The 26827-nt window shown below is 59.7% G+C and carries 23 protein-coding genes; 14 read left to right on the top strand and 9 right to left on the bottom strand.

Going from position 1 to position 26827, the window contains the following annotated elements; all coding sequences use genetic code 11:
* Positions 1-177: 177 nt before the first annotated feature.
* Together P2T68_RS18030 and P2T68_RS18025 are read right to left on the bottom strand one after the other, a co-directional pair.
* The gene (locus P2T68_RS18030) at positions 178-1254 is read right to left on the bottom strand and encodes a DUF2955 domain-containing protein (RefSeq protein WP_078451698.1); all 1077 of its coding nucleotides are present in this window, start codon (positions 1252-1254) and stop codon (positions 178-180) included.
* On the bottom strand, positions 1244-2305 hold the full coding sequence (locus tag P2T68_RS18025) for an HlyD family secretion protein (protein ID WP_023663266.1): 1062 nt from the start codon (positions 2303-2305) through the stop codon (positions 1244-1246). The genes P2T68_RS18030 and P2T68_RS18025 overlap by 11 nt, the downstream gene beginning before the upstream one ends.
* Positions 2306-2452: 147 nt before the next feature.
* Here P2T68_RS18025 and P2T68_RS18020 point away from each other — a divergent pair, with 147 nt between their 5' ends.
* Both P2T68_RS18020 and P2T68_RS18015 read left to right on the top strand, forming a co-directional pair.
* Positions 2453-3388 carry a LysR family transcriptional regulator gene (locus P2T68_RS18020; RefSeq protein WP_023629250.1) on the top strand — a complete coding sequence of 312 codons (936 nt, stop codon included), beginning with the start codon at positions 2453-2455 and terminating at the stop codon, positions 3386-3388.
* Positions 3389-3544: 156 nt separating this feature from the next.
* Positions 3545-3772 carry a DUF2790 domain-containing protein gene (locus P2T68_RS18015; RefSeq protein ID WP_023629249.1) on the top strand — a complete coding sequence of 76 codons (228 nt, stop codon included), beginning with the start codon at positions 3545-3547 and terminating at the stop codon, positions 3770-3772.
* Positions 3773-3845: 73 nt separating this feature from the next.
* On the opposite strand, the gene P2T68_RS18010 is transcribed toward P2T68_RS18015, so the two are convergent.
* Positions 3846-4748, bottom strand: a complete 903-nt coding sequence (locus tag P2T68_RS18010; RefSeq protein ID WP_023629248.1) for a LysR family transcriptional regulator — start codon at positions 4746-4748, stop codon at positions 3846-3848.
* A gap of 127 nt (positions 4749-4875) precedes the next feature.
* On the opposite strand from P2T68_RS18010, the gene salA reads away from it, so the two are divergent.
* Complete coding sequence (gene salA, locus P2T68_RS18005) at positions 4876-6165, top strand: salicylate 1-monooxygenase (RefSeq protein ID WP_024075419.1); 1290 nt, start codon at positions 4876-4878, stop codon at positions 6163-6165.
* Between the two features lie 73 nt (positions 6166-6238).
* Complete coding sequence (locus tag P2T68_RS18000) at positions 6239-7585, top strand: aromatic acid/H+ symport family MFS transporter (RefSeq protein ID WP_023629719.1); 1347 nt, start codon at positions 6239-6241, stop codon at positions 7583-7585.
* 778 nt (positions 7586-8363) lie between these two features.
* Here P2T68_RS18000 and P2T68_RS17995 read toward each other — a convergent pair.
* The 3 genes from P2T68_RS17995 to P2T68_RS17985 all read right to left on the bottom strand — a co-directional run bounded on the left by P2T68_RS17995 (position 8364) and on the right by P2T68_RS17985 (position 12239).
* Positions 8364-9656, bottom strand: a complete 1293-nt coding sequence (locus tag P2T68_RS17995; RefSeq protein ID WP_028688854.1) for an integrase — start codon at positions 9654-9656, stop codon at positions 8364-8366.
* A 277-nt stretch (positions 9657-9933) separates the two neighbouring features.
* Positions 9934-11061: an integrase gene (locus tag P2T68_RS17990; protein ID WP_073663301.1), complete on the bottom strand. Its 1128-nt coding sequence runs from the start codon at positions 11059-11061 to the stop codon at positions 9934-9936.
* A 428-nt stretch (positions 11062-11489) separates the two neighbouring features.
* On the bottom strand, positions 11490-12239 hold the full coding sequence (locus P2T68_RS17985) for a glucose 1-dehydrogenase (RefSeq protein ID WP_041161206.1): 750 nt from the start codon (positions 12237-12239) through the stop codon (positions 11490-11492).
* A 98-nt stretch (positions 12240-12337) separates the two neighbouring features.
* On the opposite strand from P2T68_RS17985, the gene P2T68_RS17980 reads away from it, so the two are divergent.
* Complete coding sequence (locus tag P2T68_RS17980; RefSeq protein WP_024075414.1) at positions 12338-12706, top strand: helix-turn-helix domain-containing protein; 369 nt, start codon at positions 12338-12340, stop codon at positions 12704-12706.
* A 64-nt stretch (positions 12707-12770) separates the two neighbouring features.
* Here P2T68_RS17980 and P2T68_RS17975 read toward each other — a convergent pair whose 3' ends face one another.
* Positions 12771-14384 carry a methyl-accepting chemotaxis protein gene (locus P2T68_RS17975; protein ID WP_041161205.1) on the bottom strand — a complete coding sequence of 538 codons (1614 nt, stop codon included), beginning with the start codon at positions 14382-14384 and terminating at the stop codon, positions 12771-12773.
* Between the two features lie 200 nt (positions 14385-14584).
* On the opposite strand from P2T68_RS17975, the gene P2T68_RS17970 reads away from it, so the two are divergent.
* Both P2T68_RS17970 and P2T68_RS17965 read left to right on the top strand, forming a co-directional pair.
* The gene (locus P2T68_RS17970) at positions 14585-15796 is read left to right on the top strand and encodes a multidrug effflux MFS transporter (protein WP_168232655.1); all 1212 of its coding nucleotides are present in this window, start codon (positions 14585-14587) and stop codon (positions 15794-15796) included.
* A gap of 93 nt (positions 15797-15889) precedes the next feature.
* Entirely contained in the window at positions 15890-16747 is an 858-nt protein-coding gene (locus P2T68_RS17965) for an SDR family oxidoreductase (RefSeq protein WP_277377961.1), read from the top strand.
* A 65-nt stretch (positions 16748-16812) separates the two neighbouring features.
* On the opposite strand, the gene P2T68_RS17960 is transcribed toward P2T68_RS17965, so the two are convergent.
* Positions 16813-17727 carry a tyrosine-type recombinase/integrase gene (locus tag P2T68_RS17960; protein WP_024075410.1) on the bottom strand — a complete coding sequence of 305 codons (915 nt, stop codon included), beginning with the start codon at positions 17725-17727 and terminating at the stop codon, positions 16813-16815.
* Positions 17728-17834: 107 nt separating this feature from the next.
* Positions 17835-18653: a hypothetical protein gene (locus tag P2T68_RS17955; RefSeq protein ID WP_024075409.1), complete on the bottom strand. Its 819-nt coding sequence runs from the start codon at positions 18651-18653 to the stop codon at positions 17835-17837.
* Between the two features lie 493 nt (positions 18654-19146).
* Here P2T68_RS17955 and arnC point away from each other — a divergent pair, with 493 nt between their 5' ends.
* From arnC to P2T68_RS17920, 7 genes are read left to right on the top strand one after another with little or no spacing between them, the layout of a single operon-like run.
* Positions 19147-20184: an undecaprenyl-phosphate 4-deoxy-4-formamido-L-arabinose transferase gene (arnC, locus tag P2T68_RS17950; protein WP_024075408.1), complete on the top strand. Its 1038-nt coding sequence runs from the start codon at positions 19147-19149 to the stop codon at positions 20182-20184.
* Positions 20181-22172, top strand: coding sequence for a bifunctional UDP-4-amino-4-deoxy-L-arabinose formyltransferase/UDP-glucuronic acid oxidase ArnA (gene arnA, locus P2T68_RS17945; RefSeq protein ID WP_024075407.1), 1992 nt, complete (start codon positions 20181-20183; stop codon positions 22170-22172). Before arnC ends, arnA begins: the two co-directional genes overlap by 4 nt.
* Complete coding sequence (gene arnD / locus P2T68_RS17940) at positions 22172-23056, top strand: 4-deoxy-4-formamido-L-arabinose-phosphoundecaprenol deformylase (protein WP_024075406.1); 885 nt, start codon at positions 22172-22174, stop codon at positions 23054-23056. Before arnA ends, arnD begins: the two co-directional genes overlap by 1 nt.
* Positions 23053-24708, top strand: coding sequence for a lipid IV(A) 4-amino-4-deoxy-L-arabinosyltransferase (gene arnT, locus P2T68_RS17935; protein WP_277377960.1), 1656 nt, complete (start codon positions 23053-23055; stop codon positions 24706-24708). The genes arnD and arnT overlap by 4 nt, the downstream gene beginning before the upstream one ends.
* Entirely contained in the window at positions 24705-25052 is a 348-nt protein-coding gene (gene arnE / locus P2T68_RS17930; RefSeq protein ID WP_024075404.1) for a 4-amino-4-deoxy-L-arabinose-phosphoundecaprenol flippase subunit ArnE, read from the top strand. Before arnT ends, arnE begins: the two co-directional genes overlap by 4 nt.
* Positions 25049-25450 carry a 4-amino-4-deoxy-L-arabinose-phosphoundecaprenol flippase subunit ArnF gene (gene arnF / locus P2T68_RS17925; RefSeq protein ID WP_024075403.1) on the top strand — a complete coding sequence of 134 codons (402 nt, stop codon included), beginning with the start codon at positions 25049-25051 and terminating at the stop codon, positions 25448-25450. The genes arnE and arnF overlap by 4 nt, the downstream gene beginning before the upstream one ends.
* Complete coding sequence (locus tag P2T68_RS17920; RefSeq protein WP_024075402.1) at positions 25447-26826, top strand: UDP-glucose/GDP-mannose dehydrogenase family protein; 1380 nt, start codon at positions 25447-25449, stop codon at positions 26824-26826. Before arnF ends, P2T68_RS17920 begins: the two co-directional genes overlap by 4 nt.
* Position 26827: the final 1 nt, after the last annotated feature.

Raw genomic sequence — 26827 nt, 5'->3', positions numbered from 1 at the left:
TTCGCATCATTTCTCCCAGATGATCGTAAAACGCTCGGATCCACGGCCAAGCGCGTCTTGCCGCGAAAGTGTTGCACGCGTGATAACAAATTGTAGCGGTGCGCGGTCGCCGGCTTTGTGTACGAGCAGGAAAAACGCGCGCTGATCTGACAATCGCCGTGGCCGCAGCTGTTGGCTTCAATGGCTGCTGTGGCGAGTAGTGACAAAGCGGTTGAGCAAGCGGTGCACCATGAACACGACGAACAGGGTCAACAGCACCGAGACACACACCGAACTCAGCCGGTAGAGGGTCGCAAATATGATGTCGTGGCTGGGCGTAAGCGACTGGCCGAACAGGATGGCCAGGGTGGTCAAAGCGCCGAAGCCGACGCCGGGCACCCCCTTTTCCAGCATGTGCCAGCGCGCGCAGACCATGGCGGCGATCCATAGCAGCAGGGCGACCAGCGGCAGTAGGTCGTGGTGATCATAGAGCAGCAGCATGATCAGCAGGGCAATCACGCAGCCGAGCAGGGTGCCATGCGCACGGGTACGGCCGGCGAAGCGTGAGCCGTTCCAGTGCATGGGAAACAACAGCAGGATGCTGGCGACCTGAGCCGACAGCGAGTCCTGCAGATCCAGGCACTGGAATACGCTGAACGACAGCGTCGCCACCGTTGCCCCGAGCAGTGCCTCGTGGCGCCGACTGGCGCGGTCTTTGGGCGGCGGCGTGCGTGCGGGGCGCGGCTCGCAGTCGGGAAACAGGTAGAACATCAGCACGGCGATCGCTGCGGCCAGCACGATGGCCAGGCCATTGCTCCCAAGCATGGCGATGACGTCGGTGTGCGGGTAGCTGGCGAAGTTCAGCTGGATCGACAGAAATACTGCGCCGAGGGCGCCGAACAGGAAGTTCGGGCCGCTGGCCATCAGCGCGAAACGGTAGAGAAACAGCAAGAACACCAGCGGAATCATCAGCAGCGGTCGGCCGCCGAACAGACCGTAGAGCAACGCGACCTCCAGGCTGACGACCAGTCCCTGGGTGAAGAACTGGCGCATCAGGTGGGCAGTCAGGCGCGGCACCAGGCCGAGCAGTAGCATCGGATAGACGCAGAAGAAGGCACCGTACTGCAGGTCGAACAGCTTGCACAGGACAAAGGCCAGACTGCCGCCAGTGGCGATGCGCAGACACTGGCGCAGGTCGTTCTTGCCCAGTGACAAACGGGGCGCTGTGGCCCTTTCGGCAAGTGTGTGTGCCGCCGCGGAGGGTTCAGTAGACATAGTGCAACCAACTGATCAGGCGGATCTGCAGCGTAGCGGCGAGGTTCACCAGCGGGTTGTCGAAGGGCTTCAGCTGAACCGTGGCCTTAGCCCCGGTGGGCAGCAGGAACGGCAGCTCTTCATCGAGTGCCAGGTGCACGCGTTGTCGTTGCGCGTCGCGAACCCAGCGCTCGGATTGCGCGGGCGTTGCCAGCTCGCCGTTGGCATCGATCTGGCCTTCCCGGACTCCGGCGTCGAAATGACTGACCCGGGCGCTGAACAGCTCGCCTGGACGGGCGTCGAATACGACCACGGCTGGGGTGTCGACGCCGATGTAGCGCAGGGACTTCTCGCGGAAGTCGGCGATGATGTCCAGGCGGTCCTCGACCAGAGCGGCCACCGGCGTTCCTGCCGCGACGAAGGTGCCGGGGGTGAGCTGCAGGTTGCTGAGCACGCCGCCACGTTCGGCGCGAACCTCGCTGTAGTCCCGCTGCAGGTGCGCCCGGAGCAGTGCATTGCGGGCTTGGCGTAGCCGTAGATTGGCACCGTCGGCGCCGCCGCGACGGGCCTGCAGTTCACGGACTCTGGCCTGCGCCGTACGCAGTTGGGCCTGGGCCATCAGATGCTGCGCTTCGGCCGCATCGTAGGCCTGGCGCGAGACATGCTGGCGTTCGAGCAGGCGCGACAGGCGTAGGGCCTGAGCGCCCGACTCGTTCGACTTGGCTTGGGCCGCGCTGACCTCGGCACGGGCGGCGGCCAGCAGGGCATCGAGTTCAGTGTTGTCCTGGTGTGCCTGTTCGAGCGCCAACTCGGCCCGCTGCACCTCCAGCTCGAATGGCTGCGGATCGAGGCGAAACAGTAACTGGCCAGGTTGTACGTACTGGTTATTGCTCACCGCCAGCTCACTGACCTGGCCTGCGACCCGCGGCGCGACCTTCAGTACCGGTCGGGTCAACTGCGCCTGTGGTGTCAACGGCATGCTCAGGTCGGCGGTTAGGAAGTAGATGAAGCAACAGGCTAGGGCCGAGATAGCGATTTGAACCCAGCGGGCAAATCGTTGATCGGGAGTCATGAATACCTCGGTTAAGCAAAGCGTCGGGGGACGGGCGCACGCTGGAAAGTCCGGGCCGGCCCGCGAAGGCGGCAGTATATTTCCCATGCTTTCATGCAAAAATAGCCGTCTTATGCAAAGAACACTTACTAAATAGGTAACAGTCAGATGGATGTTTTTCAGGCAATGCGGGTGTTTACTCGCGTGGTGGACGCGGGCACCTTCACGGCTGCTGCACAGACGCTGGGCTTGTCCACCGCGCAGGTGTCGCGGCAGGTGTCCGAACTCGAAAGTCATCTGCAGGCACGCCTACTGCAACGTACCACCCGCCGGCTGGGGCTGACCGAGGTAGGCAGCCGTTACCTGGAGCGCTGTCGGCATATTCTCAGCGAGCTGGAAGACGCTGGCGCCGAGGCCGGTGGTGCCTACCTGATGCCCAGGGGGCGCCTGCGGGTGCACGCGATCACCGGTTTGGGCACCCATCTACTTGCACCCTTGGCCGCCCGCTATAGCGAGCTCTACCCGGAAGTGAACCTTGAGCTGACGCTCTCCCAGCGCCACCCTGACCTGCTCGAGGAGGGGCAGGATGTGGTCATTACTCTGGCCCGGGAGTTGCCCGACTCCGAACTGGTCGCTCAACTGCTCGGCACTACCTACAGCGTGGTCTGTGCGGCGCCGAGCTACCTGGGGCAGCACGGTATTCCGATGACTCTCGACGAGCTGAGCCAGCATCGCTGCCTGCGCCTGCTCGACCCGGTTTTTGGCGACAGCTGGACCTTTACCGACAACGGCGTCGAGCGGGCGATCCGTCTGGGAGAAACATTTCAGGTCAACGTCGCCGAGGCGATGGCCCAGGCGGCAGGAGAGGGTATGGGTATTTGCGTACTGCCGGACCTGATAGCGGCCAAGGCCTTCGCACAGGGCCGACTGGTACGCCTGCTGGCCGAACATCGCCTGCACGAGCGGGGTATCTATGCGCTGTACCCGTCGCGGCGCTTTCTCGATGCCAAGGTGAGAACCTGGGTGGAGTTCCTCAAGGAGCAATTACCCCTGGTATTCCGCGGTAATCGAACCCTGGTGGAAAACCCCACCTATTGGGCGTGACCCTGGGAGCAAACCGGTGTGGCCAGGGTTGATGCCCTGTCGCTTAGCGCTCTTCGATTATTACGCTAAAGGCAAAACTACCTTGCCTGGAGTTCGCTGTTTCTTGCCGGAACCACTCCTTAAGCTGATGCTCATCGAGTCATTACGAGGTGCAGCATGAAAGCAAGATACTGGATGATCGGCGTGACACTTGTCGCTCAGTGGGCAGTCGCCGACGATGCGCAGCCATACCATTATGGCCAGGCCATGGATGTCGCCAGGGTCATTTCGATCGAGATGCCTCAGGGCTGTGAGGTGGGCGAGGCGACCATGGTCTATGAGGATTCACACGGCGAGATCCATACCCTGGTGTATCTGCGCCAGGGCGAGAGCTGCGTGTATTGAGTCCGTCGCAGGACTCGGCAGTCAGCCCGATCCCTCATGGCAGGCAATGGGCTGTCAGGCACTTCGGGCGCCGTCAGTCCGCAAATAGCTCGAACATCAGTTGCCTGAGCCAGCGGTTGGCGGAGTCTCGGTGATACTTGGCGTGCCAGAACAGGTTGATATCGATTTCCGGTAGCTGCACGGGGTGGGGCAGGGCCACCAAACCGAAGGGCTGGACGCAGCACTCGGCAAAGCGCTCGGGTACCGTGGCCAGCAGATCGGTGCGCTGGAGAATATGGCCCACAGCGACGAAGTGCGGCACTTCGAGACGGATGTCCCGCTCTATCCCCAGACGCGCCATGTGTGCGTCCACTTCGCCGTGGCCGGTGGTGGCGGCGATGACCCGCACATGACCGTGAGCGCAGAAGCGCTCCAGCGTGAGCGGCTCGCTGGTGACGGGGTGGTCCTTGCGACACATGCATACGTAACGATGATGGAACAGACGGCGAGTGAAGAAGCCTGCCTGCAGGTGTGGCAGCAGGCCTACGGCGAGGTCGACGGTGCCGCTCTGCAGCGCCTCGATCAGGGATACGGAGGTGTTGCGCACGGTACTGATGCGGCAGCCTGGTGCCAGGCGGGAGAGGGCATCCATCAGGCGCGGGGTGAAGTAGATTTCACCGATATCGGTCATCGCGATGGTGAAGGTGCGTTCGCTGGTTAGCGGGTCGAAACTGTCTTGGCGACTCAGCGCCTCGCGCAGGGTATGGATGGCCAGCGACACTGGCTCAGCAAGTTGCTGGGCGTAGGGGGTAGGCTCCATACCCTGATAGGTACGCACGAACAGGTCGTCCTGCAGGGCTGTACGCAGGCGCCTGAGGGCGTTGCTCACGGTGGGCTGGGTCAGACCCAGGCTTTCCGCGGCGGTGGAGACGCGGCGGTCGATCAGCAACTGGTTGAACACCACTAGCAGGTTCAGATCCAGGTCGCGCAGGTCCATGGTCTGCCTCATAGGTTGGTAGGAATATTCAGGTTTGAAATAGTTTGTATGCAGGCTGCGGTATTTATCAATATTTCTCGTGCGCCCATGATGACTTCACTCCAACAACAACATCATGGGTACAAACATGATCACCAAGCCTGCCCTGCGTATCGGCATCATCGGCGGCGGTATTTCCGGCGTCGCCCTGGCACTGGATCTGTGCCGCCATTCCCATCTCGACGTCCAGCTCTTCGAATCCGCACCGGCCTTCGGTGAGGTGGGAGCGGGCGTTTCCTTCGGTGCTAACGCGGTGCGAGCCATTGCCGGTCTCGGCATTGCAGAGCCTTACGCCCAGGTTGCCGATCGCACCCCCGAGCCCTGGCAGGACGTGTGGTTCGAATGGCGCCGCAGCGTCGACGCCGGTTACATTGGCGCGAGCGTGGCTCCTGGCGTGGGGCAGTCTTCGGTGCACCGGGCGGATTTCCTCGACGTGCTCGCCAGCCGACTGCCGGAGGGCATTGCCCGATTCAATAAGCGCGCCGTGGGCGTGGAGCAGCACGGCGATGAGGCCTGTGTGCGCTTTACCGACGGTAGTGAATATCGCGGTGACTTGCTGATCGCCGCCGATGGCATCAAATCGGCTATTCGTGGCCATGTCCTCGAGGGTATCGGGGCCCCGCCCGCCGTGCCGCGCTTCAGTGGTACCTGCGCCTACCGTGGCATGATCGATAGCCTGCACCTGCGCGAGGCCTACCGTGCCGCTGGCGTTGACGAGCACTTGGTGGACGTGCCGCAGATGTACCTGGGCCTGGATGGCCACATCCTTACCTTTCCGGTTAAGCGGGGGCGCATCATCAACGTGGTGGCCTTCGTATCTGACCGCAGTCAGCCCGCGCCCACCTGGCCCGAGAATTCGCCCTGGGTTCGTCAGGCCAGCCAGCGTGAGATGCTCGACGCCTTCGTCGGCTGGGGCGATGCTGCGCGAATCCTGCTGGAGTGCATTCCCTCGCCAACCTACTGGGCTCTGCACGACCTCGCCGAGCTACCTGGTTATGTCCACGGCCGTGTGGCGCTGATCGGCGATGCCGCCCACGCGATGCTGCCGCACCAGGGCGCCGGGGCAGGGCAGGGGCTCGAGGACGCCTACTTCCTCGCCCGCCTGCTGGGAGATGTTCAGGTGAGTCGCGGCAACCTCGATGAGTTGCTGGCTGCCTACGACGCCTTGCGCCGCCCGCGTGCCTGCCGCGTGCAGCGTACCTCCTGGGAAGCCGGTGAACTTTACGAACTGCGTGACCCGGCAGTGGGTGATGACAAACAGGCGCTGGGAGCTACCTTGGCTAGCCGCTTCGACTGGTTGTGGAACCACGACCTCGACGCTGACGTGCGAGATGCCCGCGCTCGACTAGGTTGGACAGCCCTGAGCCACTGCGCCTAGTTGCGCGTCGTTCTACCGGAATCGGCCTCGATGCCGGTTCCGGCTCTATAACAATGACAAGAAGAGCTATGCCATGCGTGATATCGACGTTTCCGCCCTGCTTGACGGGGCCCGCTTCAATACCTTTCACGGGCGCGTGCTGTTCTGGTGCGCGCTGATCATTATCTTCGATGGCTATGATCTGGTTATCTACGGCGTGGTGCTGCCGTCGCTGATGCAAGCCTGGAACCTCTCTGCGCTGCAGGCCGGTCTGCTAGGCAGCTGCGCATTGGTGGGCATGATGCTCGGTGCACTGTTCTTCGGCCCACTGTCGGACCGGATCGGGCGCCGCAAGACCATCATGACCTGTGTGGTCCTGTTCAGCGGTTTTACCGTGATCAACGGATTCGCGCGCACTCCCGAGGAGTTTGCCATTTGCCGCTTTTTCGCCGGGCTTGGTATCGGTGGGGTGATGCCCAATGTGGTGGCGCTGATGAACGAGTACGCGCCGAAGAAAATCCGCAGCACCCTGGTGGCGATCATGTTCAGCGGTTACTCGGTGGGGGGCATGCTCTCTGCGGGTCTGGGCATGGCGTTGATGCCCAGCTGGGGCTGGCAATCGGTGTTCTTCGTGGCGGTTGTACCGCTGCTGGTGCTGCCGTTGCTGGTGCGCCAGCTGCCGGAGTCGTTGAACTTCCTGCTGCGCCAGGGGGAGGTCGAACGCGCCAAAGAGCTGCTGGCCAGGGCAGAGCCCGACTACGTGCCCAAAATGCACGACCGGCTCAATCTGGCAAAGGGGCAGGCGGGCAAGGTGGCCATCTCCCAGTTGTTCCAGGATGGTCGCGCACTGAAAACGCTGATGCTCTGGGTGGCCTTCTTCTGCTGCCTGCTGATGGTCTACGCCCTGAGTTCCTGGCTGCCGAAGCTTATGAACGCTGCCGGCTACGGCCTCAACTCCAGCCTGGCGTTCCTGCTGGTGCTGAACTTCGGCGCCATCTTCGGGGCAATCGGCGGCGGCTGGCTGGGAGATCGCATAGGCCTGGGTCGGGTACTCCTGGCGTTCTTCGCCACCGGTGCGCTGTCGCTGAGTCTATTGGCGCTGAAGTCACCGCTGCCGGTGCTCTACCTGCTGATCGGCGTGGCCGGGGCCTGCACTATCGGTACGCAGATCCTCGCCAATGCCTGCGCCGTGCAATTTTACCCCGCGCATATCCGCTCCACTGGTCTGGGCTGGGCGATGGGAATTGGCCGTATTGGCGCCATCATCGGCCCGTTGCTGGGCGGAGCTTTGCACGCCGCGCAACTGCCGTTGCAGGCGAGCTTTCTGGCGTTCGCGCTGCCGGGGCTGGTGGGCGCCGCCGCCATTATGGGTTTTCTCTGGCACCGGCCGGGTCAGGTCTGCACGCTGATGGAGAAACCTCTGGAATCGACTGCCGGCTGATCCACTGCTATCAGGAACTGAGCACCGCACCCATGTCGGGTGTGGTGCTCTGGTTGACCGCTCGCAACCGGCATATGGAACCACCATGGTCTCGGCTGCTATAGATGCCGATCCGCTGTGCGTAGTCGGATCCTAGGCTAGGCGTTGGATCATGAGAAAGCCTTGAGACTCGAAGCGGCTGCCAACTCGATGGTTAGCAGGTGCTGAGGCGCCGGTCATCACATCCATACTTTTCAATGAACGTGACGGTTGCGCTGCACGTAGCCGTACTGACAGATCTTGAGCAGATTAGCCGGATCATAATCAGGACGCCCCGTACGATGAGACCGGGCCTTGTCGAACCCCAACGCCTGAAGATCGCAGCCTGCGAAATGGGTGGGTGAAGTCCTGCACGGGATTATCAAAGCACAGAGAGTCATCGCTGCCGGCCACCAGTTCTTCACTGCCGCGAACATCGAGAGGCTGGTACATCTCGGAGCCAAGTACAGCACGAAGGCTGCAATGATCGACGATCTTCGAGACGGTCGCTGAAGACCAGTAAGACCAAGACCTCAGCGATTTCGGACGCATCTCCCGTGATGACTTTTTCAATGACGACGGAAGCGCGACCTCCTGATTTCTTGCTGGCGCAGAAACGCGCCAGCAAGCAGATGGCATGTCCGCGAGTCGAGGTCGAGCATGCGCTGGTTGCATAACTCACCCATCACCTGAGCCAAGGAAAATTTTCTCGTTCTCAAGCTATGCGCGATGGCTAAACAAGTGTGTGTTTAATGGGCGTCTAACGTCTGATTGGAAGGCTTTTCACCGAGTGTGCCCGTTGTTCGTCCAGCGAGTTGTAGTACGTATTTTGGGTAGTGCTGAGACTATTGTGACGAAGGTCAGCCTGGAGGTCCTTCATCTCTCGATATGGTGCATCAAAGGTTGCGGAGGTGTGGCGTAACCAATGCAGTGAAGCTGAACGCAACTGGTCTATTTCGTCATCGCTCCAGCCTTCCTCAGCCATACGCCCCATAGCGCGATCAAATAGCCCTTGGAGCAGCAGGCGAATATGTCGATCAGATAGCCCACCACGCCCCTTCAGGGAACTGATCAACGGTGTTTTCTCGTGGGCAGATGGCTGGGGGGAGAGCTGTAAATGCTGGCGATAGCGTATCAGGTAGTTCTGGATGTATTCGTCGCGGATGCTGATCTTGGCGGCCTTGTTGCCTTTGCCCACCACATGAAACCACCAGTTGCCCATGCTATCGCGGCGGATGTCGCCCATGGTAGGCGTCCAGTTGTCACGCCCGACCAGATCGGAGACTCGCAGGTACATGGAGAACAGAGTCGCAACGATGAACAGAGTGCGTTCGTGTGTCGGGTCGGTCGCGGCCATCTGCTCGGCAGTCTCGATCACGTAGCTCCACTGCAGCGGAGTCAGGGAACGTGACGCCACATCCAAGGTGTTGCGTTGCTTGTAGATGGATTTCTGTTTTACCGCCCGGAAGGGGTTCACCTCGGTGAGACCCTCATCAATCGCGTGTTGGAAGAAGCTGCCGCAGACTGCGAATACCTGAGCCACCGATCCCTGGGACAAGCGGTAGGGACGGGAGGGAAGGGCGGCAACGGCCTCTTCGGCAATCTTGCGTTCGCGCTTGGCCACAGTGTGACTGAAAGGTCGCCATTGCAAATTGACGATGTAGGTGTCCGTGTCGAGCTTCTTGCGACCACCCACGCGCAGGAAGCGGGACTTTACGACCGGACCTATCCAGTCGGCGGGCGGGTTGAGGCAGAACTCCATGAAGGCCTCGGCGTCCCGGCGACGCAGTTCAACAAGGGGCTTGACAGCCACCAGTAGGGACCAGAGCAGCAGCCGCTCGACGTGGGTTCGATAGGAGTTGAACGTGGCTTCGTTGCCGGCGTAGGACTTCAGAAATCCCCGAACGGCGCGATAGCCCTCGACGGCCTGGAGCTCATCGGCACAACCATGGAGGAAGTCCCGAACCGCTGGAAGCTCGCCATTGAGGTGAAGAAAGTTGAGTTCGTGGAAGCGATCAAAGGTCTCGAAAAGCGGCTGGGGATGCTGCGACATGAAGTGGTTCAACCTGGGCGAATGCGTCTATATCGGTCTTTCAGCGTAGTATAGAGCAATATCCGGGTCTGGTGATTATCGGATATTGCTTAGATTTCTCCGATCAATCCTCGCTGTCCTTCTTAAAATCTGTAACCCCATGATCCTTACAAATAATACGTTTAATAACATGCAGTTACGATTGGAGTCGGATTTTTAAATGGGAGAAATGAGTCTGCCGGGCGTCCCGCCAGAGAAGCTTATAGGCCAGGAATTTAAGCTAGCGGGGAACGCTCTATCAACCATAATACCTTCCATAGGTATAAGCCAAGCTGAAAATGCCTAGATATTTCTGCAACTCGGCAGGGCGGAAGCTTTGCGCACGAATCTTTGCGCCGCTTTCTTTCAAAAAACGCATACTGCCACCAAGCAGGATATTCCAGTGCTCACCGCCTTTGTCTGTAGAAGTAATGCTTGCATGAGCTTTCATAAGCGCTTCTTTAACAATGCTTCGTATTTGTCGCACGGAAAGACCGGGGCGCCCGTGACTAGCCTCCAAGATAGGGATTTCTTCGTTCTGCTCTGGGAACGGGGGTAGTCCTCGGCTTTTTCGATAGCGTCTCAAGTAGGGCAGGAACTCTGGAGTGACTTCAACTTTCCTTAGCAGCCGACCTGGCGCCTCTAGTATCAACCACCATCTGGCATCGTCTAGAACAAAGCAATTCATGCATGGGCAGTAGTTATCAGCATTTGCAAGGTCTGCAGCATGCAAACACATAAGAGTCGTTGCTGCTATTATAAAAAGAGCACGCTCACCAGCAGGATCACCCAGCGCATGAAATTCTAGCGCTTGCAGAACCTGACCTAATTGCTCGGAAGTTAAATATCGTTCCACAGGGTAAGTAGCGCGCATTCCTCTTCCATAGAAAGTTCGTGATGATATAGCTGGATTTATCGCTATCACATCTTCCTCGCAGAGAAAACCATAAAATGAACTACAAACGCTACGAATGAAACGCAAGGTTTCCACTTTAGGGCTGCGCGCCCCTACATCTTTAGATGCTCGAATATTGAAAGGCCGCCATGATTCATTGAAAACCGAATTACCATCGACTTGAGCGAATCTAGCGGTTGTAGAAAATCCAACCCAATTTGAAGGTGGCATCTTGCAAAAAGTAATAAAATTCGTAAACGTCTCTTTATCTAGTGTCAGTACAGTTTTTTCGGCGACAATCCAGCTCCATAGGAGCAAACGTTCAACGAATGTTCGGTAATTATTAAAGGTTCCAAGCGGGTGACTATGATATGCAAGAAAGCGGATAGCGCATTTTAAGTCCGTTTCTACATCAAGATTAGCGGAGAGACTACTGAGGAAGGCTTCGATGCAGGGGTAGCGAGCGTAGTACAGCCCGAGATCGAGAGACATACTTTCGGGACCAGCAAGGACAGGCCGAGGGTCTATGACTTTTGACATTGACGATCCCATTGGTCTAAAAGGAAGTCACGAGTACTCTTGAAAAATAGCACAGTATTTAGTCTTCTTTTTAGGCTTTTTAAACAGGCAAAAGCCTCATCAGGATTCTCCTTTTTTAACCGTTAACGAGGGGGGGCAAGGGAAACCTTGACAGCGGAGAATGCTGCATCTCACTGATATCTTGGTATTTTTTTTAATCAGTCATTTTCTACTTTTTCATCAGGCGTCACACCTTATGAGCCTCATGAACATTTCTAACATAGCATCTAGTTTAACATAATATACATTATGCGTAATACGATGTTACGTATTGAGGGACAATGCCCACCGGATTTCAGCAGGCAAAACCCCTCTTGGCCATCGGCCAAAACTGCGTCGTCTCAAACCTGAGCGAAACCGCCATCCACGAACATTTCGCTCCCGGTCATAAAGCTGCTTTCTTCCGAAGCCAGGAACAATGCCGCGGCGGCAACTTCTTCCGGCTTGCCGATGCGGCCCAGTGGCAACTGCGTGATCATACCGTCGACGATCGCATCAGCCTGGCCCGTTGTGGCCAATGCCGAATCCAGGCCAGGTGTCGAGATCGGTCCTGGCGAAAGCACGTTGATGCGTATGCCCGTGCCTTTCAAATCCAGCGCCCAGCTCCTGGCGAAATTACGCAGCGCCGCCTTGGTGGCGCTATACACGCTGAATGCCGGTGTCCCCATGCTTGCCGTCGTCGAGCCGGTCAGGATCACCGAGCCGCCCGCGCTCATCAGCGGCAAGGCCTTTTGCACGGTGAACAATGTACCTTTGACGTTGATACCAAACGTGCGGTCAAAAGACTCTTCAGTGATCGATCCAATGGGCTGGAAATCCCCAAGCCCTGCATTGGCGAACAGGATGTCGATCCGCCCCTTGTCTGCCTTGATTTGCGTGAAAATACGCTCAAGGTCGTCCAGCCTGGAAATGTCGCCCTGGATCGCAACGGCGTCGTGGCCGATGAGCTGCAACGCCTTGTCCAGTTCCGCCTGACGGCGTCCCACGACAACGACCTGTGCACCTTCATCAGCGAAACGTATGGCAGCGGCCAGTCCGATGCCGCTGTTCCCGCCGGTAATGACTGCAATTTTTCCGATGAGCCTGTTCATGATGGTTTCCCAAGAAAAGTTGTGGCCCAACTGTAGATCCGCGCTTTTAATTTGAATAGTATGCACCTTTTGGTAAGTACCCATCAGTGAGCACGATCATGGCCAATAACGCTTTCAGTTGCGGGCTCGACGCGGCCCTTGCAGTCATCGGCGGGAAGTGGAAACCGCTGGTTCTTTATCATCTGGCGAAGGATGTTCACCGTTACGGCGAATTGAGACGCGCCATTGGCGGTGTGACCGATAAGGTATTGATCCAGCAATTGAAAGAACTGGAGCGCGACGAAATCATTGCGCGTATGGACTTTCAGGAGATACCGCCCAAGGTCGAGTATTCCCTCACGCCTTTCGGGCAATCCCTGGCCACTGCGCTGGGCGCGCTGTGCGCCTGGGGGACGGAGCATATGGAAACGGTCGAGCGCATCAGCGAGCGAAGAACAACCGCCCTCGCCCAGCCTTCAGTTTCCTGACGTTACCCAACTCAACTAAATGACTATTTAGTTGAGTTAAATCAATAAGTTACATTAAAAACCATCAAAGGCGAAAACGATCGACTGACTGTGAGAGCTCACCTGCCAGCAAGGACAACTCATCCGTCGTCGAGGCCGTTTGTGTTATCACCCGAGTATTGTTTTCCGACATGCCCGCGATCATCTCCACTTGATGGGCAATTTCATTACTGGCCAGGCTCTGCTCGCTGATGGTGCGGGAAATATCGTTCACCAGTTCCGTGGTATTGAGGGTGGCCTGCAGAATTTCGCGGATGGCGCGCTCGACGTCAGCGGTCACCGCCATGCCTTTATCGACTTGGGCGACGCCCTCCTCCATGCTGGTCACCGCCTCCCGGGTGCTTTGCTGGATACGCCCGACCATGCTGGCGATTTCCTGGGTGGATGCACTGGTGCGTCCGGCCAGGCTGCGCACTTCATCGGCGACCACCGCAAAACCACGCCCCTGCTCACCGGCGCGAGCGGCCTCAATCGCGGCGTTCAGGGCCAATAGGTTGGTTTGGTCGGCGATCCCCTTGATGACCTGGATAATGCTGAAGATCGCTTCGGATTCCTTGTCCAGTGTACGGATCACCAAGGCCGACTGCTGCGCTGAACGGGCAATGCCGTCCATGTCACTGACGACCTGGTGAATCACCCGCCCACCATCGGTGGCCAAGGCTTGCGCCTGGTTGGCCATGGTCAGGGCTCGTCCGGCATGGCGGGTGATTTCCTCAATACTGGCGGTCATTTCACTCGCCGCTGCGGCCATGGTACTGGCGGCGGCGCTTTGCTGTTGGCTACTGCCTGACACCTGATGGCAGCCATGGCTCAGTTGCTCGCTCATGCCATTGACGCCTTGGGCATTGCTGCGCACCACTTCGATCATGCCGCGCAAATCCCGCTGCATTGTGGCGAGGCTACGGATCAGCGCGCTGGCTTCGTCCTTGCGTTTGGGCTCGATAATCGGCTCGCTCAAGTTGCCATGGGCAATACTGTCGGCGATACGGCTGGCGGCCTGCAACGGCCCCATAATGCTCAGGGTGACCCAGCGCCCTTGCGCCAGGAGCAGCAAAAGACTGGCAATCAATACCGCGCCCAGGGTGAAGTTGGCGTTGCTGATAGTCTGGCGCGTCTCGCTGCCGGTTTGTTGGGTGTTGTTTTCGATCAGGCCACTCAAGGTCGCCATCTGTTCTTCCAACTGGCTGAAAATGCTGTTGAACGCGCCCAGATCGGCACGAGCAGCCTCTGGATTCTCCAAGGCCAGCGCGACGATACGCTCGCTGGCGCTGATATAGGTGTCGAGACTCGGTTTGATTTTTTCCAGGGCGGCCTTGAGCGTGTCATCCAGCGGCAGCTTGAGGTTATCTCCCAATACCTGCCGGAAGTGTTCGGCATGCTCGTTCAGCGAGGCAGTGACCTCGGCTTTGGTGCTGGTGCTTTTGCCCAACCCCACCAACATGGCCGACAACACGTCGGCGCGCAGGGCGTCGTGCATCATGTCGGCTTCCATATGGTTGCGCAGCACCGTCATGCTGACCTCGTTGTCCCGCACGGCATCGCTCATCTGGTTATTCCCCAGATAACTGGCCAGGCTCATGATCAGGGCGGTGATCAACCCGGTCGCAATCAACAACATCAAGCGTAGTTTGATCGTCATGCTGGTTTTCCCCATAGCCTGGACCGCCGGTTGGTAGCCCTACCGCTTGAACATCACTGAACACGTTATCGGCTGAAGCTCTATGTTATTGAAGCCTAAGTTCGAGCAACTGCGCGGTTTACCTCAAAGCCGGTGCAGCGGCTTGTTTGCAGGGAAGCGGTTCTTTAAGCTGATCGGCCTTTGCTTCGCCCGGAACTGCCATGCCCAAACGTATCGCCCACCTCGCCGTGCTGTTGGGCCTGATCACCGCCGTCGGCCCCTTCGCCATCGATATCTACCTGCCCGCGCTACCGACCTTGGGTGCCAGCCTGAGCGCTTCGCCTTCGGCAGTGCAGATGAGCCTCACGGTGTTCTTCATGATCATTGGTGTGTGCCAGTTGTTCTATGGCCCGATCAGCGACGTATTCGGGCGCAAGCTGCCGATCTACGCCGGCCTGTTGATCTTCGCCGTGGGCAGTATCGGTTGTGCCTTGGCGCCGAGCATTGAAGTATTGATTGGTTTTCGCGCGGTTCAGGCCTTTGGTGCGTGTGCCGGGATGGTGATTCCCCGGGCGATTGTGCGCGACCTGTACACCGGCCATGAGGCCGCGCGCCTGATGGCATTGCTGATGCTGGTGATGAGTGTGTCGCCGATCCTGGCCCCGCTGGCCGGTAGCCTGGTCATCTCGCTCTGGAGTTGGCGCGAGGTATTCGTGGTACTTGCCGTGGTGGCACTGCTCTGCCTGGTGATGACCATCGTGCAACTGCCCGAAACCCACCCCGCCGAACGCCGGCTGGGCAAGACCCTGGGCAGCGCGTTCGGCAGCTACGGCGCCCTGCTGCGCGACCCGGTGTTCACCGGGTTGTCGGTGGTGTGCGGGTTTGGCCTGGCGACGTTCTTCGTGTTTATCGGCAGCGCACCGTTCGTATATATCGAGTATTTCGGCCTGACGCCGACCCAATTCAGCCTGTGCTTTGCGCTGAACGCGGCCTCGTTCTTTGCCATGAGCCAACTCACCGCACGCCTGAGCGCACGCTTTGGCCTGGCGCCGTTGATTCGCTGGTCGGTGGTGGCGGTAGCGGCGGTCATGCTCGTGTTGGCCGCCACCACGCTGTGGGGCAGCCACTTGGCCTTGATGATGACGCTGCTGTTTATCGGTTTTGGCTTTCTCGGCTTGCTGTTGCCGGCCGCCGGGGTGCTGTCCCTGGAGGATCATGGCGCGGTGGCCGGTTCTGCGTCAGCCCTGCTCGGTGCCATTCAGATGATCACCGCGGCCGCGTCCATGACCCTGGTCGGGTTGTTTGCAGACCACACCCCGGCCCCCATGCTACTCGGTATCGCGCTGTGTGCCGTGGCCGCAATGCTCACCACTTTATGGACCTTGCGCCGTCTGCCGGCACACTTGCGCTCCAGTGGCCTGCCTTCGCCGTAACCATTCGTCGGGCCTGGAAGGCATCCATTACAACTATCGCGGGCGGGCAAACACCTAATTCCATAGCACCCTTAAACAGCTACGGAGTTTGAAATGACCGACTACCCTCGCCCGCCTTTCGCCCCTCAAGCCCAATCGGTACCCGGCTCCCAGAAAAAAATGGACCCGTACCCCGACTGCGGCGAGCAGAGCTACAAGGGCTCAGGCCGGCTGGCGAATAAAATCGCCCTGATTACCGGTGCCGACAGCGGTATTGGCCGCGCCGTGGCCATCGCATTTGCCCGCGAAGGCGCCGATGTGGCGATCGCCTACCTGGACGAACATGAAGATGCCCGTGAAACCGCACGCTGGGTCAAGGAAGCCGGTCGCCAGTGCCTGTTGTTGCCCGGCGACATCGCGCAAAAGGCCAACTGCCAGGCGCTGGTCGACAAGACTGTCGAACAGTTCGGTCGCATCGATGTGCTGGTGAACAATGCTGCCTTCCAGATGACCCACGAAACCCTCGAAGAAATCGAGGATGAAGAATGGGTCAAGACCTTCGATATCAACATCACCGCGATGTTTCGTATCTGCAAGGCTGCCCTGCCCCATATGAAGGCCGGCAGTTCGATCATCAACACCAGTTCAGTCAATTCCGACATGCCCAAGCCGACGTTGCTGGCCTATGCCGCCACCAAAGGCGCGATAGCCAACTTCACCGGTGGCCTGGCGCAGTTGATGGGCAGCAAGGGTATTCGCGTCAACAGCGTCGCACCCGGCCCAATCTGGACGCCGTTGATCGTGGCGACCATGCCCGATGAAGATGTGCAGAGTTTTGGCAGCGAAACGCCGCTGGGCCGTCCTGGGCAGCCGGTAGAGGTGGCGCCGATCTATGTGCTGCTGGCCTCGGACGAAGCCAGCTACATATCGGGCTCCCGTTACGCCGTCACCGGCGGTAAACCGATCCTCTGATCCTGCACATTACCCGGTGGGAGAGGCTTGCTCCCTCCCACACGGTTGAACAGTGCGCTGATCGTTTACAAATCAAACCGGTCCACCGCCCGCCGCCGCTCGTTGTCGTCACGCACGTCATAACTGGCGGTGGTCTGGATATTGGTGTGGTGCGCCAGTTTCTGTGCGATCGACAGGTCGTGCTCTTCGATCACCCGCGTGATAAACGAGCGGCGGAAATCGTGGGGCATGATCTTCACGCCGACCTGCTCACCGCGCTGACGGGCAATGTAGTAAATCGCGTGCTTGGTGATGCGCTCGCGTGTGATATGGCTGCCCCGACGGATGCGGTTGAAGAGAAAGGTATCGTCTTGTTCACCTTCCTTGAGCTGTTCGCGGCGAAACGCCAGCCAGGCCTGCAACTTGGCGAAAGCCCAGTCTGGCGCGTACTTGACCAGCTCCTTGTTGCCCTTGCCGATCACCCGCAAGCTGCGTTCCTGGAAATTGATCTGCCCCAGGTCGAGGTTGACCGATTCCGACTTGCGCATACCTGAACCGTAGAGGATGCCGATCACAGCGGCATCGCGCAGGCCCTGGGGGCGCGGGTCGGCGGCGCAGACTTCCATCATTTCGCGGATCAGCGTGCGTCGCAGGTTGCGCCCCTGGCCCAGGCGGCTGCCAGGAGTCGCCTTGACCGAACGCATCTTCAACAGATGCTCCTGGCTGATCAGGCTGATGCGCCAGGCTTCGTTCATCACCCCCCGCACCGCGTTCACATACAACGATGAGGTATTGGGGGCATAGCCGTCCTCGCGCAAGGCAGCGACGAGCGCGATCACGTGTTCAGGTTGCAGCAGGTGCCAGTCAATGTCTTCGAGGTTGATGTCCTCGTACCCCAGGCGGTCGGCTGCGTCTTGCAGCACATAGCGCATGGTCAATTGGCTGGAGGGGGCCAGGCGAGTGAGATAGAGGGTCAGTGGATTGCGGATAGACTCAGTCAAGGTAGATCAGCCTTTGGATTAAATACCTCGATCAAGTCATTGTTAAATCGAGGTATTTAGTGAATGGCGAGGGGCGAGTCTAACGCAGGACCCGCCCGCCTGCCACATCACGGGGCCGTTTCGTCATCCTCGGTGGGTTCCTGAGGCTGAGGTAGGGTCTGGGACTGGCTCCACTCGGCATCCTGCTTCTGCATCAGCGCAAACCAGTGCTGGCGCATGAACGTCAGGTAGTTCTCCGGCGCCTTGGCAAAATCCTTCTCGTCGGTATAGCAACCCGGCAACGGCAGTTCGGTACCCTGCTCCTTATACTGGCTGACCAGCGCCTGTTGCCCGGCTACGCTGCAGTCCTTGGGCAACGGCATGCCGCGCAGTGCGCCGGCCTCTTCGTCCCACCAGCTGGCGCCGTAGCGGTCGACACCGCGCAAACGGTACTTCTGCGACTTGCCCACATGCATGATCAGCTTGAATTCGTTAGGGCTGACATCGCTGGTGCAGGTGCGCGAGTAACCCACGGTAGCCTGGGTGAGGCCGTCGCCGGCCAGGTCGGTGACCTTGGTCGCAGCCATGTCGAAGTGCAACGCCGCGTCGAACTCACAATGCTGTACATCGTCGTAGAGCATCCACATGCGTTTGGGGCGGTCGCCATCGATCAGGTATTGGGCTGCATAGACAAATGCCGATTGGGTGCCATCGTCCTCGCGTTCATTGAGTTGTTCGGCGAGCACCAGCAGGTTCTTGCCCTGACGGTCGTCCCATGTATAGGCGGCAACCTGCTTACCACGGACTTCAACGCCCTCCGGCACCTGGGTGACCGGGGTCAGCGCCACCCCCTCATCGGCCCGCACGGTCGTGATACACGCCATCGTCATCAACAAGCCCATCAACGCGGGCCGCAACTGGCCACGCAAAAGCTGCACGCTATTCATCCGAGTACCCTGGCAAGAGATGGCTTACTTTACCGGCACTTGAGCGGCAATGCAGAGAAGATTGTTGAATAAATTCCGCGGTAGAAGCCGTTGTTTGCCTGCAGGCTCCCATCAGCGGCCAACACGCGTCTATTTCGCGGATTTACCGCACGGCTCAACACGTTAGGTACCTAGCTGAACCCTAGCTGTCTACCTGTCAAATAAACGAGTTTTTCATCAGGCTTTCATATTCGTACAACATTTTTACGCTTAATCTTGGGTTCACGGACTTGAGAGCAAACCGCGCTTTACGGACTAACTAGTTGATTACCCTTTACCTTTGCGCGAAATGGTCTTTACTCCAGTTCACTTAGGAAGAACACACGGTCAGCCTTCAGGACGTTGAATGAACACCACGCACCCCACTGCCTTTTGATCAGTTGCCTGCATTTTCGCCCACTGATTGCTGCTGTTTTCACGCACCAAGCTGATCTAACCCCGAGGTCATGAATCTTTGAAACCCTACCCTATTCATTGTGTGTCGATCGTTATTCCGGTCTACAACGAACAAGAGAGCCTGCCTGAATTGCTGCGTCGCACCACCGCAGCCTGCAAGCAACTGGCCTACGAATACGAAATCATCCTGGTGGATGACGGTAGCCGTGACAAATCCGCCCAGTTGCTGGAAAACGCCGCCGAAGAAGACGGTAGCAACGTGGTGGCGGTGATCCTTAACCGCAACTACGGCCAGCATGCGGCGATCATGGCTGGTTTCGAGCAGTGCCGCGGCGACGTGGTGATTACCCTCGACGCCGACCTGCAGAACCCGCCGGAAGAAATCCCGCGCCTGGTGGAACAAGCCGCCCTGGGTTACGACGTGGTCGCCACCGTGCGCAACAATCGCCAGGACTCGGCCTTCCGCCGCTGGCCTTCGCGCCTGATCAACCTGGCCGTGCAACGCTCCACCGGTGTGGCTATGACCGACTACGGCTGCATGCTGCGCGCGTACCGCCGCACCATCGTCGACGCCATGCTTGCCTGCCGCGAGCGCAGCACCTTTATCCCGATCCTGGCCAACGGGTTTGCCCGCCACACCACGGAAATCCTCGTAAACCACGCCGAGCGCGAGCACGGCGAATCCAAATACAGTGCCATGCGCCTGATCAGCCTGATGTTCGATCTGCTGACGTGCATGACCACCACCCCGCTGCGCCTGCTGTCTATTGTCGGCTTCTGCCTGGCGGGCCTGGGCGGGCTGTTCGCATTTGCGCTGATCATCCTGCGCCTGGCCTTCGGTGCCCAATGGGCCGGTGATGGCACCTTCGTGCTGTTTGCGGTGCTCTTCGTGTTCACCGGCGGCCAGTTCATCGGCATGGGCCTCTTGGGTGAATACCTGGGCCGCATGTACAGCGATGTGCGCGCCCGCCCTCGGTTCTTTATTGAAAAAGTGCTGCGCAACCAACCGGCAGCACCGGCACCCGTGGTCGTCGTCGACGGCCTGGCGTCCTCCCATACCACCACTACTTCTCCTTCCGATCAGGTTTCGTCATGAATTCAAAAGCCGTTGTATTCGCTTATCACGATATTGGCTGTGCTGGCATTGAAGCCTTGCTGACGGCTGGCTACGACATTGCTGCCGTGTTCACCCATGCCGATGACCCCAAGGAAAACAATTTCTACGGTTCCGTCGCGCAACTGTGCGCCCGCAACGGCATCCCGGTGCATGCACCGGAAGACGCCAACCACCCGCTGTGGATCGAGCGCATCGCCAAGCTCAACCCGGACTTCATCTTCTCGTTCTACTACCGCAACCTGCTCAGCGAAGCCCTGTTGGCCACCGCCAGCAAAGGCGCGTTCAACCTGCACGGTTCGCTGTTGCCGAAATACCGTGGCCGCGCACCGGCCAACTGGGTACTGGTCAAGGGCGAAACCGAAACCGGCGTGACCCTGCACCGCATGGTCAAGCGTGCCGACGCTGGCGCGATCCTCGCCCAGCAGAAAGTCACGATCGAGCGCACCGACACCGGCCTGACCCTGCACGCCAAACTGCGTGACGCCGCCACCAACCTGCTGCGCGATGCCCTGCCACAACTGGCCGCGGGCAAGCTGACTGAAACCGCCCAGGACGAAAGCCAGGCTACCTATTTTGGCCGCCGTACCGCCGCTGATGGCAAGCTGGAGTGGAAAAAGCCGGCTGAAGAACTGTTCAACCTGGTGCGTGCCGTGACCCAGCCTTACCCAGGCGCCTTCTGCGCCGTGGGCGAGCACAAGCTGATCGTGTGGCAAGCCGAAGTCGTCAAGGGCAACGAAGGCCTGGCGCCCGGCCGCGTGATCAGCGTCAACCCGCTGCGCATCGCCTGCGGCGAAGACTCCCTGGTGGTCAAGTTCGGCCAGCGCAATGACAACGGCCTGTACCTGGCCGGCCCGTCCCTGGCCAACGAATTGGGCCTGGTCGACGGCTCCGTCCTGCGCGGCGCCGAATCCGGCCGCAAGCCACGTCGTACCCGTGTACTGATCCTGGGCGTGAACGGCTTTATCGGTAACCACCTGTCCGAGCGCCTGCTGCGTGACGACCGCTACGAGGTGTACGGCCTGGATATCGGCTCCGACGCCATCGAGCGTCTGCGCAGCCACCCGAACTTCCATTACGTGGAAGGCGATATCAGCATCCACACCGAGTGGATCGAGTACCACATCAAGAAGTGCGACGTCGTCCTGCCGCTCGTGGCCATCGCCACTCCGATCGAATACACCCGCAACCCGCTGCGCGTGTTCGAGCTGGACTTCGAAGAAAACCTCAAGCTGGTGCGCTACTGCGTCAAGTACAACAAGCGCGTGATCTTCCCATCGACCTCCGAAGTCTATGGCATGTGCCAGGACCAGTACTTCGACGAAGACACCTCCAACCTGGTGGTCGGCCCGGTCAACAAGCAACGCTGGATCTACTCGGTCTCCAAGCAACTGCTCGACCGCGTCATCTGGGCCTACGGCGACAAGGGCCTGAAATTCACCCTGTTCCGTCCGTTCAACTGGATGGGGCCACGCCTGGACCGCCTGGATTCGGCGCGTATCGGCAGCTCCCGTGCGATCACCCAGTTGATCCTGAACCTGGTGGAAGGCACCCCGATCCGTCTGTTCGACGGTGGCGAGCAAAAACGTTGCTTCACTGACATCGCCGACGGTATCGAAGCCCTGGCCCGTATCATTGATAACGACAACGGTGTCTGCGATAGCCAAATCATCAACATCGGCAACCCGGAAAACGAAGCCAGCATCCGTCAACTGGGCGAAGAACTGCTGCGTCAGTTCGAAGCTCACCCGCTGCGCAGCAACTTCCCTCCGTTCGCCGGTTTCCGCGACGTAGAGAGCAAGGCGTTCTACGGCACCGGTTACCAGGACGTGGCGCACCGCAAGCCAAGCATCGAAAACGCCAAGCGCCTGTTGAACTGGGAGCCAACCGTTGAGATGAGCGAGACCATCGGCAACACCCTCGACTTCTTCCTGAAAGAAGCCATGCTCGAAATCGCGGACAAGAAGTAATGCAGGCAGGTCTTCGCATTGATGTCGACACCTACCGTGGCACCCGTGAAGGTGTGCCGCGGTTGCTCGAATCCCTGGATGAAGCCGGGGTGAAAGCGACGTTCTTCTTCAGTGTTGGGCCGGACAACATGGGGCGCCACTTGTGGCGCCTCATCCGCCCGCAGTTCCTGTGGAAGATGCTGCGTTCCAATGCCGTAGGCCTGTATGGCCTGGATATCTTGCTGGCCGGCACCGCCTGGCCGGGCAAGCCGATCGGTCGTGACCTGGGGCACTTGATGCGCCAGGCCAAGGCCGCCGGGCACGAAGTCGGCCTGCACGCCTGGGATCACCACGGTTGGCAAGCCAACACCGGGCGCTGGAGTGAGGCACAACTGGTGGAGCAGATCCGCCGTGGCGTCGACACCCTCAGCGATATCCTCGGTGAACGCATCGACTGTTCAGCGGCGGCCGGTTGGCGTGCCGATGAACGCGTGGTGCAAGCCAAGCAAGGCTTCAACTTTCGCTACAACAGCGATTGCCGGGGCACCAGCCTGTTTCGACCGACATTGGCCGATGGCAGCGCGGGCACCCCACAAATTCCGGTAGACCTGCCGACCTTCGACGAAGTCGTCGGGCCGGTGGTGGCTGCCAAGGACTTCAACCGCTTCATCCTCGACCGCTTTGCCGAGTCGAAGCTGAACGTCTACACGATCCACGCAGAAGTAGAAGGGATTCTGATGGCCAATGATTTTCGCCAGTTGCTGGCCCAGGCAGGGCAGCGCGGCATCGACTTCAAACCCCTGGGCGACTTGTTGCCCGCGGACCTGACCACCCTGCCCCAGCAACACCTGGTGCGTGGCGCCCTGAGTGGGCGTGAGGGCTGGCTTGGAGTGCAACAGGCATGATCCGCCGTTGGGCGCTGCCCCTGCTACTGTTGGCGTTCGGTGTGTTTTATCTGCTGCCGCTGGCCACCCATGGCCTGTGGATTCCGGATGAAACCCGCTACGCGCAGATCAGCCAGGAAATGCTGCTGACCGGCAAGTGGGCCTCGCCGCACTTCATGGGCATTCGCTATTTCGAAAAGCCGGCCGCCGGTTACTGGATGATCGCGCTGGGCCAGGCGATCTTTGGGCAGAACCTGTTCGGCGTACGCTTTGCCTCAGCGTTTAGCACCGGCTTGAGCATCCTGCTGGTGTACCTGGTGTCGCGCCGGCTGTGGAATGACCCGCACAAGAGCCTGGTCAGTACCGTGCTCTACATGAGCTTTGTCAGCGTCGCCGCCCTGGGCGGTTACGCCAACCTGGACCCGCAGTTCACCTTCTGGGTCAACCTGACAGGCGTGGCGCTGTGGTTCTGCTTCGATAGCACCACGCGTAACGGTCGCCTGGGCGCCTGGGCATTGCTGGGCCTGGCCTGCGGCATGGGTTTTATGACCAAGGGTTTTCTGGCGTGGCTGCTGCCCGTGCTGATCGCCCTGCCCTACGCAATCTGGCAAAAACGCTTTCGCGAGCTGCTCGGCTACGGCGTGGTCGCCGTGGTCGTGGCCATCGTCGTCAGCTTGCCCTGGGCGTTGGCCGTACACTCGCAGGAGCCGGATTACTGGAACTTCTTCTTCTGGCACGAGCATATCCAGCGCTTCGCCGGCGAGGACGCCCAGCACGCCGAGCCATTCTGGTACTACCTGCCGCTGCTGGTAGCCTTCTCGTTGCCGTGGGTGGCATTGCTGCCGGCTACGCTCAAGCAGGCCTGGCTGGAAAAACGCACCCCCAGGATCGCCTTCCTGTTGTTGTGGTTGCTGATGCCGCTGGCGTTCTTCAGCCTGGCCAAGGGCAAGCTGCCGTCCTACATCATGCCGTGCCTGCTGCCGCTGGCCTTGCTGATGGGCAACGCCCTGGCCGATAAACTGGCTCAGGGTCGCGACCGCGCCTTGCGCATCAATGGCTGGCTGAACCTGGTGATCGGGGTCGTGGCGCTGCTGGCGTTGACCTGGCTTCAACTGAAAAAACCGGTGTACGAGCACGGCCAGGAAACCCTGAGCCTGGTGCTGGTATTCGTTTTCCTGTTCGGTTGGATCATCGTCAACCTGCTGCAAGCCGCGCGCCCGCTGAAATGGTGGGCGGCACCGGTGCTTGGCAGCTGGCTGCTGGTGGCGTTGGCCCCGGCTGCGCTGCCCCATTCGGTGGTGTACAACAAGACCCCGGACCAGTTCATCATCGATCACCTGCCGGCCCTTCAACCGTCTGCCGCGTTGCTGAGCAATGACCTGGGAGCGGCATCGGCCCTGGCATGGCGCCTGCAACGCCCCGACGTCACCCTCTATAACACCGTCGGCGAAGTGAAATACGGCCTCGCCTACCCGGACGCCACCCATCACAAGGTCGACATGACCCAGGTCAAGCAATGGATGAGCGATGCGCGTAAAAAAGGCGTAGTCGGCGTGGTGATGCGCGTTAAAGGCGAGGATGAAATAGCCGAGGTTGCGTTACTGCCTGAAGACGGCCAGCGCTTTGAGCAAGGCAATCTTGTGATTCTGATCTTCCCGCAGGTTGCGCCATGATCACCCTGCTGCTGTTGTTGAGCGCCTGCCTGCTCACCTGCATGGGCCAGGTCTCGCAGAAGTTTGCCGTGGAAAGCTGGCGCGACCAGCCCGACGGCTGGGCGCTGAAACTGCGTTCACCCTGGCTGTGGGCTGCCCTGCTGTGCCTCGGCTTCGGCCTGCTGGTGTGGTTGCTGGTGCTGCAGCGCCTGGAGGTCGGAGTGGCTTACCCGATGCTGAGCCTGAACTTTGTGCTGGTCACACTGATGGCGCGCTTTGTGTTCAAAGAGCACATCGACAGCCGCCATTGGCTGGGCGTGGCATTGGTGATTGCCGGTGTCGTGCTGCTGGGGCGTCAGGTATGAGCCGGGCGCAAGGTTTTGCCCTGGCCCTGGGCAGTGTCGGCCTGGTCAGCGCCGCCCAGTTGGGCATGCGCTGGAGCATGACGCGCCTGCCCCTGCCCAACGAATGGCTCACCACCACCATCGACCTGTCTGCCCTCGGCGTAGTGATCCTGGCGATCATCGCCTATGCGCTATCGATGCTCTGCTGGCTCGGCGCGCTTAAACACCTGCCCCTGGGCCGCGCCTATTCGCTGCTCAGCATCAGCTACGCGCTGGTGTACCTGCTGGCAGCCAGCCTGCCGGTGTTCAACGAACATTTTTCGCTTTCAAAAACCCTGGGGGTGGCCTTGGTCATCCTCGGAGTACTGGTTATCAACTCTCGCCGTGCTAGCGCTGCAAGCCCCAGGAATGCCCCATGAAAATCAGTGTATTTGGTAGTGGTTACGTCGGTCTGGTGCAGGCCACCGTATTAGCCGAAGTCGGTCACGATGTCATCTGCATGGACGTTGATCAGAACAAGGTCAAGCTGCTGCAGCAGGGCCATGTGAGCATTTTCGAGCCAGGGTTGGCAGCGATGGTCAAGGAGAACCTGGAAAGCGGTCGACTGAACTTCACCTATGACGAAAAACTCGCCGTCGAACATGGTGAAGTGCTGTTTATCGCCGTGGGTACGCCGTCGGATGAAGACGGTTCTGCCGATTTGAAGTACGTGCTGTCGGTGGGTGACGCAGTTGCCCGTCATCGTATCGAACCGGTGATCCTGGTGGAAAAATCCACCGTTCCCGTCGGCACCGGCGACACCTTGCGCGCCCATATCGAGAAAGCCCTGCACCTGGCTGGCCGGCACCTGGAGTTCGATATCGTCTCCAACCCGGAATTCCTCAAGGAAGGCTCGGCGGTTGCCGACTGCCGCCGCCCGGACCGGATCATCATCGGTTGCGAGCGCGAAGAAGTGCGCGATGTCATGCGCGACCTGTACGCGCCGTTCAACCGCAACCACGACCGCATCATCTTCATGGACCTGCGCAGCGCCGAACTGACCAAGTACGCCGCCAACTGCATGCTGGCCACCAAGATCAGCTTTATCAACCAGATCGCCGAGCTGGCCGAACACCTGGGGGCGGACATCGAAGCCGTGCGCCTGGGCATTGGCGCCGACTCACGGATTGGCTACCACTTCATCTACCCGGGGTGCGGCTACGGCGGCTCGTGCTTCCCCAAGGACATGCGTGCTCTGATCCACAGCGCCAAGCAGGCCAACTGCTCCAGCGACCTGCTGGAAGCCGTGGAAGCCATCAACCAGCGCCAGAAGAGCAAGCTGTACGAGCGCGTCAATGCCTTCTTCAAGGGCAACCTGCGTGGCAAGACCTTCGCGCTGTGGGGCCTGGCCTTCAAGCCCAACACCGACGACATGCGTGACGCCCCAAGCCGCGTGCTGATGGAAGCACTGTGGGCCGCTGGCGCCAATGTGCGCGCCTTTGACCCGGAAGCCATGCAGGAAACCCAACGTATCTACGGCGATGACCCGCGCCTGATGCTGATGGGCACCCCCGAATCCACCCTGAGTGGCGCCGATGCGCTGATTGTCTGCACCGAATGGCAGCAGTTCAAGGCACCGGACTTCGACCTGATCCACCAGCGCCTGAAAACCCCAGTGATCTTCGACGGCCGCAACTTGTACGACGGCGAGCGCCTGGCACGCAAAGGCTTCCAGTATTTCCCAATGGGCCGTGGTGACTCCTGCCAGTTGCCGATTCCCCAGCAGCAGTGGGTACCGCAGGTTGTGGAAGCCTGAG

It is taken from the genome of Pseudomonas sp. G11 (assembly GCF_029457515.1).
GTDB classification, from domain to species: domain Bacteria; phylum Pseudomonadota; class Gammaproteobacteria; order Pseudomonadales; family Pseudomonadaceae; genus Aquipseudomonas; species Aquipseudomonas gorinensis.
The sequence above is the reverse complement of the archived record's forward strand: the minus strand, read 5'-3'. Positions and strand labels throughout refer to the sequence as shown.

Coding starts and splice junctions, on each gene's coding strand:
- arnA (WP_024075407.1), top strand. CDS start 20,181: ATGAATTCAAAAGCCGTTGTATTCGCTTATCACGATATTGGCTGTGCT.
- P2T68_RS17990 (WP_073663301.1), bottom strand. CDS start 11,061: ATGTCTCTCGATCTCGGGCTGTACTACGCTCGCTACCCCTGCATCGAA.
- arnF (WP_024075403.1), top strand. CDS start 25,049: ATGAGCCGGGCGCAAGGTTTTGCCCTGGCCCTGGGCAGTGTCGGCCTG.
- arnT (WP_277377960.1), top strand. CDS start 23,053: ATGATCCGCCGTTGGGCGCTGCCCCTGCTACTGTTGGCGTTCGGTGTG.
- P2T68_RS18025 (WP_023663266.1), bottom strand. CDS start 2,305: ATGACTCCCGATCAACGATTTGCCCGCTGGGTTCAAATCGCTATCTCG.
- arnD (WP_024075406.1), top strand. CDS start 22,172: ATGCAGGCAGGTCTTCGCATTGATGTCGACACCTACCGTGGCACCCGT.
- P2T68_RS17980 (WP_024075414.1), top strand. CDS start 12,338: ATGGCCAATAACGCTTTCAGTTGCGGGCTCGACGCGGCCCTTGCAGTC.
- P2T68_RS18010 (WP_023629248.1), bottom strand. CDS start 4,748: ATGGACCTGCGCGACCTGGATCTGAACCTGCTAGTGGTGTTCAACCAG.
- P2T68_RS17985 (WP_041161206.1), bottom strand. CDS start 12,239: ATGAACAGGCTCATCGGAAAAATTGCAGTCATTACCGGCGGGAACAGC.
- P2T68_RS18030 (WP_078451698.1), bottom strand. CDS start 1,254: ATGTCTACTGAACCCTCCGCGGCGGCACACACACTTGCCGAAAGGGCC.
- P2T68_RS17965 (WP_277377961.1), top strand. CDS start 15,890: ATGACCGACTACCCTCGCCCGCCTTTCGCCCCTCAAGCCCAATCGGTA.
- P2T68_RS17995 (WP_028688854.1), bottom strand. CDS start 9,656: ATGTCGCAGCATCCCCAGCCGCTTTTCGAGACCTTTGATCGCTTCCAC.
- P2T68_RS17975 (WP_041161205.1), bottom strand. CDS start 14,384: ATGACGATCAAACTACGCTTGATGTTGTTGATTGCGACCGGGTTGATC.
- arnE (WP_024075404.1), top strand. CDS start 24,705: ATGATCACCCTGCTGCTGTTGTTGAGCGCCTGCCTGCTCACCTGCATG.
- P2T68_RS17955 (WP_024075409.1), bottom strand. CDS start 18,653: ATGAATAGCGTGCAGCTTTTGCGTGGCCAGTTGCGGCCCGCGTTGATG.
- P2T68_RS17920 (WP_024075402.1), top strand. CDS start 25,447: ATGAAAATCAGTGTATTTGGTAGTGGTTACGTCGGTCTGGTGCAGGCC.
- P2T68_RS18015 (WP_023629249.1), top strand. CDS start 3,545: ATGAAAGCAAGATACTGGATGATCGGCGTGACACTTGTCGCTCAGTGG.
- salA (WP_024075419.1), top strand. CDS start 4,876: ATGATCACCAAGCCTGCCCTGCGTATCGGCATCATCGGCGGCGGTATT.
- P2T68_RS17970 (WP_168232655.1), top strand. CDS start 14,585: ATGCCCAAACGTATCGCCCACCTCGCCGTGCTGTTGGGCCTGATCACC.
- P2T68_RS18020 (WP_023629250.1), top strand. CDS start 2,453: ATGGATGTTTTTCAGGCAATGCGGGTGTTTACTCGCGTGGTGGACGCG.
- P2T68_RS18000 (WP_023629719.1), top strand. CDS start 6,239: ATGCGTGATATCGACGTTTCCGCCCTGCTTGACGGGGCCCGCTTCAAT.